The 7,178-nt window shown below is 71.1% G+C and carries 7 protein-coding genes; 4 read left to right on the top strand and 3 right to left on the bottom strand.

The genetic code is table 11. The features are described 5' to 3' along the window. Window positions 1-421 precede the first annotated feature (421 nt). The 4 genes from D7Y13_RS35535 (at window position 422) to D7Y13_RS35520 (ending at window position 4,961) form a co-directional block, all read left to right on the top strand. On the top strand, window positions 422-1,006 hold the full coding sequence (locus D7Y13_RS35535) for a hypothetical protein (protein WP_120585815.1): 585 nt from the start codon (window positions 422-424) through the stop codon (window positions 1,004-1,006). After that, window positions 1,003-2,025 (top strand): cytochrome c, encoded by a 1,023-nt coding sequence (locus D7Y13_RS35530; RefSeq protein ID WP_233595969.1) that lies wholly within the window; start codon window positions 1,003-1,005, stop codon window positions 2,023-2,025. The genes D7Y13_RS35535 and D7Y13_RS35530 overlap by 4 nt, the downstream gene beginning before the upstream one ends. 104 nt (window positions 2,026-2,129) lie before the next feature. Further along, a complete protein-coding gene (locus D7Y13_RS35525; protein ID WP_120585817.1) occupies window positions 2,130-3,248 on the top strand; it encodes a LysM peptidoglycan-binding domain-containing protein in 1,119 nt (372 codons plus the stop codon). Between the two features lie 441 nt (window positions 3,249-3,689). Beyond that, a complete protein-coding gene (locus D7Y13_RS35520) occupies window positions 3,690-4,961 on the top strand; it encodes a hypothetical protein (protein ID WP_120630935.1) in 1,272 nt (423 codons plus the stop codon). Here D7Y13_RS35520 and D7Y13_RS35515 read toward each other — a convergent pair. The 3 genes from D7Y13_RS35515 to D7Y13_RS35505 all read right to left on the bottom strand — a co-directional run. After that, the gene (locus D7Y13_RS35515; RefSeq protein WP_199732964.1) at window positions 4,938-5,423 is read right to left on the bottom strand and encodes an arsinothricin resistance N-acetyltransferase ArsN1 family A; all 486 of its coding nucleotides are present in this window, start codon (window positions 5,421-5,423) and stop codon (window positions 4,938-4,940) included. The two genes, D7Y13_RS35520 and D7Y13_RS35515, sit on opposite strands and share 24 nt — an antisense overlap. Before the next feature lie 17 nt (window positions 5,424-5,440). After that, window positions 5,441-6,313, bottom strand: coding sequence for a hypothetical protein (locus tag D7Y13_RS35510; protein ID WP_120537713.1), 873 nt, complete (start codon window positions 6,311-6,313; stop codon window positions 5,441-5,443). A gap of 91 nt (window positions 6,314-6,404) precedes the next feature. Beyond that, window positions 6,405-7,178, bottom strand: a 774-nt coding sequence (locus D7Y13_RS35505) for a hypothetical protein (RefSeq protein ID WP_208734521.1), incomplete at its 5' end; no start/stop codon positions are given.

Here is a 7,178-nt window from a genome sequence, read left to right as displayed (position 1 = left end):
GGTTGCATCGGGGCGGGTCCGCGACGCTACTACCGGCCAGCCCATGCGCACGCGGGGTTCTTGTCCTCCGTGGGCTTGGCTCTCCCGCACTTTGTGCGAAGCCCGGACTGGAGTGGGCACGCCAGGAACGGAGTCCAGTGGGCCGCCTCGCCGGCTGCTGTTCGCCAGAACCTGTCCGACAGTCGGACAGGTTCGCGCAAGGTGCCACCCGTCAGGGGGCATCATCCAGGTGGGGCACGCGGAACGTCGAGTGCATGGGGGCGGGCCGTTCGCTGTGCCGCGATGGGACCGAAGCGAGGGACAGCGCCCCTCATCCACCAAGACCTTCTTGCGGTGAATCCACACCAGGCGCTGGAGGCGGGGGAGCGGCCGGGTTCCCCGGTGCTTCGCGCCGGGCCCAGGCATGCGAGAGTCGCCCCCCGTGAGCACGAACGACTCCACCGGGACGCTGGCCCCGGTGTCCCCCCAGCGCGCGGAGGCCAACCTGTGGTTCGGGATGGTCCTCGCGCACGCGGCGGCGGCGATGCTCTTCTGCGCGGTGGCCTTCGCCGCGGACTTCTACCGGATGCGTGGCTTCTGGCCGCCCGCGTCCGCGCTCCCGGGGCGCTTCGTTCCCTCGCTGGCGGGCCTACTGCTCGTCGCCGGAGGGGCCCTGCTGCACGGTGCGCTCCGGCACGTCGCGGATCCACGGCGCGCGCGCGGATGGCTGCTGGGCGTGCTGTGCGCGGGAGCAGGCTTCCTCGCGACGCAGGCCGCGTGGCTGCACGTGCTGTGGTGGCACCGCGACCTGCGCATCCCGGACAGCGGCGTGTTCGCCTCCGTGTTGTATGGCCTGTCGGCGGTGCAGGCCGCGCACGCGGCGGTCGTACTCACGGGACTGCTGCGCGCCACGCTGCGCGCCCTGCGAGGCCTTGATGCACGTGCTCCGCTGCGCCGCGCCCTGCCCGGCTGGTGGTGCACGACGGTGATGTACGGTGTCCTCTTCGCGGTGGTGTACCTCCCATGAAGCCCACTCCCTGCCTCCCTGGAATCGCCTCCGCGTCGCGTGCGCTTCGCATGCTCACCGTGCTCGCGCTGGGTGTGCTCGCCCCCGCGTGTCGCCGCGAGCCGCCGAAGTTCGAACCGTTGAAGCTCGCGGACGGCACCGTCGTTCCGGCCGCGACGCTGGCGCGCGGCTGGGACGTCTACACGCACTACTGCGCCTCCTGTCATGGGGAGAAGGGCGACGGACAGGGGCCCGCGGGTTCGGGCATGCGTCCCGTGCCGCGCAACTTCCACCAGGGCCTGTTCAAGTTCGGAGGCGTGGCGGCCGGCGAGCTGCCCACCGACGACGCGCTCAAGCGCACCATCCGCCGGGGCATGCACGGCACCCCGATGTTCGCGTGGGACGTGCCGCCCGCGGACGTGGACGCGGTGGTGCAGTACCTCAAGACCTTCAGTCCGCGCTGGAAGGAGGAGGCGCCGGGCGTGCCGCTCGCGATGTCGGAGGACCCGTGGAAGGGCCGCGACGCGGAGGCCGTGGCGCGCGGCCGCACCGTCTACCACGTGGCCGGCAAGGGCAACGCGGGCTGCGCCAGCTGTCACGTCGCGTACCTGCCCCGCGCTGAAATCGCCGCGCTCACCGAGAGCGTCACCGGCCGCAAGGTGAACCTGGCCAACGTGGATCCGTACACCGCGCTGCCTCGGGACTCGGACTACTCGCTCACCGTGGACGCGAAGGGTGAGGCCACGCAGTTGTCGAAGGTGCTGCCCCCCGACTTCCTCTTCCACCGCCTGCGCACCGTGTGGCCCCAGGGCACCCGCGTGGAAGGCCAGCCGTACACCGCGCAGGCGCAACGCGAGGACCTCTATCGCGTGATGGCCGCGGGCGTCGGCGGCGCCGCCATGCCTTCGTGGAAGGGCGCCATCCCGGAGGAGAACCTCTGGGCGCTCGCCTACTACGTGCAGAGCCTCGTCGTGCTGCACGACACCGACGAGGCCCGCGACCTCCAGCAGCGCCTGCGCGAGTCGAAGATGCAGCCGTAACGGATTGATTCAACAACCTGAAAAGACAGTCTTCCTGGGAAACTAATTCTCAGGCGTCACGAAAATCCGGGCACTGGTTTCCACTTTTTCCCGGAGTTTCAATCGTGACGACCTATTCCGTTCGCAGCGGCGACACGTTGAGCGGCCTCGCGCAGCGCTTCAACACGTCGGTGGGTTCGCTCCAGAAGACGAACCACATCGCGAACGCGAACCTCATCCGCGTGGGGCAGAAGCTGTCGGTGCCGGACTCGTTCCAGGCGGCGGCTCCGTCCAAGGCGGGTGCGAAGGCGGGCAGCTACACGGTGCGCAGTGGCGACACGCTGAGCGGCATCGCCAGTCGTCACGGCACGACGACGGGGGCGCTGGCGAAGGCCAACAACATCTCCAACCCGAACAAGATCTACGTGGGCCAGAAGCTCACGATTCCGGGCAAGGGTGGCTCGGCGCCGGTGACGCCGAAGCCGTCGTCGGGCGGCTCGACGTACACGGTGCGCAGCGGGGACACGCTGAGCGGCATCGCGGGTCGGCACGGCACGACGGTGAATGCGTTGCAGCAGGCCAACAACATCTCCAACCCGAACAAGATCTACGTGGGCCAGAAGCTCACCATCCCGGGCAAGAGCGGCGGTGGTGGGACGACGAACCCGCCGCCGACGACGGGCGGGGTGGGCGGAACGCCGGGCACGTCGGGTGGCAAGGGCGGCGTGTCGGTGGCGCAGCTGCGGAAGATCATGCCGAACCTGTCGCAGGCGAAGGCGGAGCAGTACCTGCCGCACCTGAACAAGGCGATGGCGGAGGCGAAGATCAACACGCCCAAGCGGCAGGAGATGTTCCTGGCGCAGCTGGCGCATGAGAGCGGCGAGCTGCGCTACATGGAAGAGATTGCCTCTGGTGCGGCGTACGAGGGCCGCAAGGACCTGGGCAACACGCAGCCGGGCGACGGCAAGCGCTACAAGGGCCGGGGTCCCATCCAGCTCACGGGCCGCGCCAACTACCGCGCCGCGGGCAAGGCGCTGGGCATCGACCTGGAAGGCCACCCCGAGCGCGCGAAGGATCCGGACGTCGCGTTCCGCATCGCGGGTTGGTACTGGGGCTCGCGCAACCTGAACAGCTACGCGGACGCGGGCAACTTCCGCGAGGTCACCCGCCGCATCAACGGCGGCTACAACGGCATGGCCAGCCGCGAGATGTACTACCGCCGCGCGCAGGACGTGCTGGGCTGAAGCCGGGCCGGGTTCACGGACGGGCGGGCGTGAGCGCGCCGCCCGTCTGCACGGAAGGATCCCTCGTCCGGATGAGGAGATCCTTCGTGCGGCGTGAGGACGCGATTCCGGGCACCTGCCCGTGGCGCACGCGCTGCAAGACGTCCGGGTTCCTCCTTCGGAGCGAGCCCGATGTCCCGAATCGATTCTTCCGGCAGCAGCCCTGGTCCCCTCGACAGCCCCCTTCCCGATGTCTCCGGACCGACGTCCCGCGAGGCCCTGAACGCACCGCGAACCGCGTCCAGGCGGTCCGCCGTCAGCGAGAGCAGCGCGTCCCCGCCCACGTCCCTGAAGCCCGCCGCCTCGTCCACGCGCAACGAATTGCGGCCCTATGACGGTCCGCCCGGTGCGCCCGCGCATTCCCCCGGGGCCCCTCCTCGGCTCGGCATCGAGGGTCCCACCGTGTCCGCCCGGGAGCTCGCGGCGATGGGCGGTCGGCTGCGTCCCACGACCGTGCCCGTTCCGGAGGACGTCTACGCCACGCTCCAGTCGCACCTGACGCGCAGCCTGTCGAACCCCTTCCTCACGGGCAGCGACGTGCAGGCCACGCACGCGGCGCTCGGCTCCGTTCCGCGCGAGGCGTACCGCGCGACGCTGGAGCGCATGGACCGTGACGGGCTGCTCGCCACGTACGTGTCCCGGATGGATGCGCCCTCCCGTCAGTCCTTCCTCGAACAGGCAGCGTCGAACGGCGTCCTCCAGCGGCGTCCGGGGGGCACCATGGGGGAGCTTGGGATGCCCGGACGACCGGAGGTCTTCGTCAATGATCCGAAGCTGCCCGGGGCGCTGCGCGACGCGGTGAATGCCCATGCCACCGACACCGGCCATGCCGCCGTCCAGGCCTATGACGCCTACCTGCGCCGCTATGGCGACGCCGTGGAGCAGACCGACAGCCTGCGTGCCCTGCGCGCGCTCGGGCCGCCCCAGGCGCTGGAGCTGCGCGAGACGATGCTCGGGCTCGCCTGGGCCGATCCCCAGCGTGAGCGCTACGAAGCCGCATGGAAGGCCGGGCTCGGCCGTCCCCAGGCATCCCAGGTCCAGGCCTACGAAAAGGCCAGCGCCCGCGCGCTGGTCCTCTCCGGACAGCAGCCCGCCGGTGTCTTCCTCACCGCCGAGGCGAGCGCGTCCCATGACCTGTTCAAGCTGAAGGCCGAGGCCCGCCTCGAATCGCGCGGATCCGCCGATGTGCAGACGCAAGCGGGCGTCGTCGCGAAGGCCGGTCCCCTGGAACTGGAGCTGATGACGGACGCGCACGGCAAGACCGAATCGGAGCTTCAGCTCAGTGTGGGCATCGCCAGCGTGAGCCGGGACTCGGAGGGCAAGACGGAGCTGTCCCTGGGGGCAGGCCCTCATGCCCGGGCCCAGGCGACCCTCAACCCGCGCACCGCGGAGTTCGGTGGCGGCGTGTCCTTTGAACTCTCCGACAAGTCCCACCAGCACCACGCCGGCCTCAAGCTGGGCTACGGCCTGCGCGGCCTCTCCCCCGAGCGCGCGGCCCAGGCCCTGCGCGATGACATCCCCGGGGTCTTCAGCCGCCCGAAGGACCTGGACCCCGGCATGGCCTGGGACGCCCTGCCCGCGGAGCGCCGCGCCCTCTACGAACGGCAGGGCTGGACGCGCGAGGAGTGGGCCGAGGACTCGCGGCGCCCGTCACCGCACGTTCGCGGGCAATAGCTTCTCCACCACCACGATGTCGTGCCACACGCCGTCGAGCGGGGCGTGCTTCTCATGGACGCCCACCTCGCGGAACCCCAGCCGCCCGAGCAGCGCGCGGCTGCGTGTGTTGGTGGCGAAGACGCGCGAGGTGAGCTTGTGGAAGCCCGCCGCCTCCGCTGCCTCCACCAGCGCCTGGAGCACGTGCTGCCCCACGTTCCGGCCCCGGGCCCCCGGCGCCACGTAGATGCTGAAGTCCGCGATGCCCGCGTAGCACTCGCGCGGGCTGTAGGCGCTCGTGGAGGCGTACGCGATGACGCGGCCGTCCTCCTCCGCCACGAGCACCGGGTGGCGCTTGCCCAGCCACGCGTCGATGTCCTCGGGCGTGCGGGGGCGCGTCTCGAAGGTGGAGGAGCGCTCGGCGAGGGCCGCGTTGTAGATGGCCGCGATGGCTTCGCGGTCCTCGCGCGTGGCGGGCCTCACGGCGGGGAAGGGTCTCATCATCGCTTGGACGCGGGCTGGGGCGCGGGGGCCTCCGGATCCGGTCCCGGGCGCATCGTCCAGGCGGCCCACAGCGCCAGGTGCCAGGGCAGGAAGAGGGGCCAGAAGGGGCCCGATTCGACGACGCCGATGATGCTGGCCACGCTCCAGGCCGCCAGCAACAGCCACAGCCCCCAGGCGCCGACGACGTGCAATGTGCGCTTCCCCAGTCCGAGCCCGAAGAGTGCGCACAGCGTGGGAACCCACACCGCCAACAAGGCGGGAAGGAAGGGCTCCGTCCACGGACGGTCCCAGTCGAAGTTCCGGAAGCTCAGGACGAGCTGCGCCACCAGGACGATGCCCGACTGGTACAGCGCCGACAGCAGCGTGGCGACGACGCCCACCGCCCCGGGCCCCGTGTAGGGCTCGGTGGTGCGGGCCTGGGGGGTGTCCAGCAGTTCGGGCGGCAGCTCCAGCGCGTACGGATAGCCGAGGGACAACAGGGCGGCCTTTGCCGCATGCCGCACCTTCGTCCCATCGCGGCCCCGGTAGTCGCCCATGGGGTTCTCGCGGGCCATCAAGTCCAGCAGCACGTCCGCTCGCGCCCGGGGCGTCTCCTCCGCGGTGGGAGCCCGCCCCATCGCCGCGATGAAGGCCTCGATGTCCACGCGATCCGCCCCTGGCGAGCGCACCGCGTTCAACAGCTCCGCGAACGGAGGGAATGCCTCCTCGGGAACGGGAAGCGGGGCCCTCGCGGTCGCGGTCGCCGGCACCGTGCCCATCGCGTTCGCGGCCCCGGTGAGGTCGGCCATCGCGTCGGCGGCCACGGACTCGGGCAGGTCGGCCGTCGCGTCGGCGGTCGGGGGCGCGGGGCGGTAGGTTTGCTGGGACATGGAGGCTCCTCACGGACAGTCATGCGCCGACTCGCGACCCGGGCGCAACGGGGCCCCTTGGAGCGCGCGTGGCCGCTCCCTGGGGACGCGGTCAGTGCGGGGGAGTTGGAGCCGGTCCTGCCTCCGGTTGTTTCACCGGGTGCATCACGATGGCGGCCCACGCCGCGAGGTGCCACGGCGTGACGACGACGAGGAACCCGACGCCCCCCAACACCAGGCCCAGGCCCACCAGGGCCCACGCCACCACCTGCAGCCACATCGCCACGGAGCCGAGCACCTGGAGCGGCCGTGACTTCTCGGTGTGGCCAAGCATGGCGAGCAGGGATGGACCCCACACGAGCAGCAGGGGGATGAGCACCCCCTTCGACAGCGGGTCGCTGAAGTCCACGCGGAAGAAGGGAAAGAGGCTGTGGGCCCCGAATGCGGCGAACGATTGGTACAGCGCGCAGCCTGCCGCGATGAGGAACTTCCGGTCTCCGGAGGCATCGGGGGGCTGTGCGGACGGGGCCGGAGCGTGCTGCTTGGACGGGGCCGGAGCCTCGTTCAACGCCTCGGGTGGAACGTCCTGCGTGTAGGCCGGGCCCAGCGCCAGCAACGCGGTCATCGCCGCCTTCCGCACCGTCGTCCCATCCCGCCCGGTGTGGTCGCCCACGGGGTGGTTGCGGGCCACCAGCTCGCGCAGGACGTCCACACGCGTCTGGAGCGATTCCGCGCCCGACGGCGGCCGTCCCAGGGCCTCGATGAGCGCGTCGATGTCCGAGCGCAGCACCCCCGGTGAGTCCACCTCCGCCACCAGGTCCTTCAGCGGTCGCAACGTCGCCACGGCTTCGTCCCCGGGACGGTCGGTCGTTTCAGGGGCGGAAGC

This window comes from Corallococcus praedator, assembly GCF_003612125.1.
GTDB classification, from domain to species: Bacteria; Myxococcota; Myxococcia; order Myxococcales; family Myxococcaceae; genus Corallococcus; species Corallococcus praedator.
Note: the sequence above shows the minus strand (reverse complement) of the source record. Positions and strands in the feature narration are given on the sequence as shown.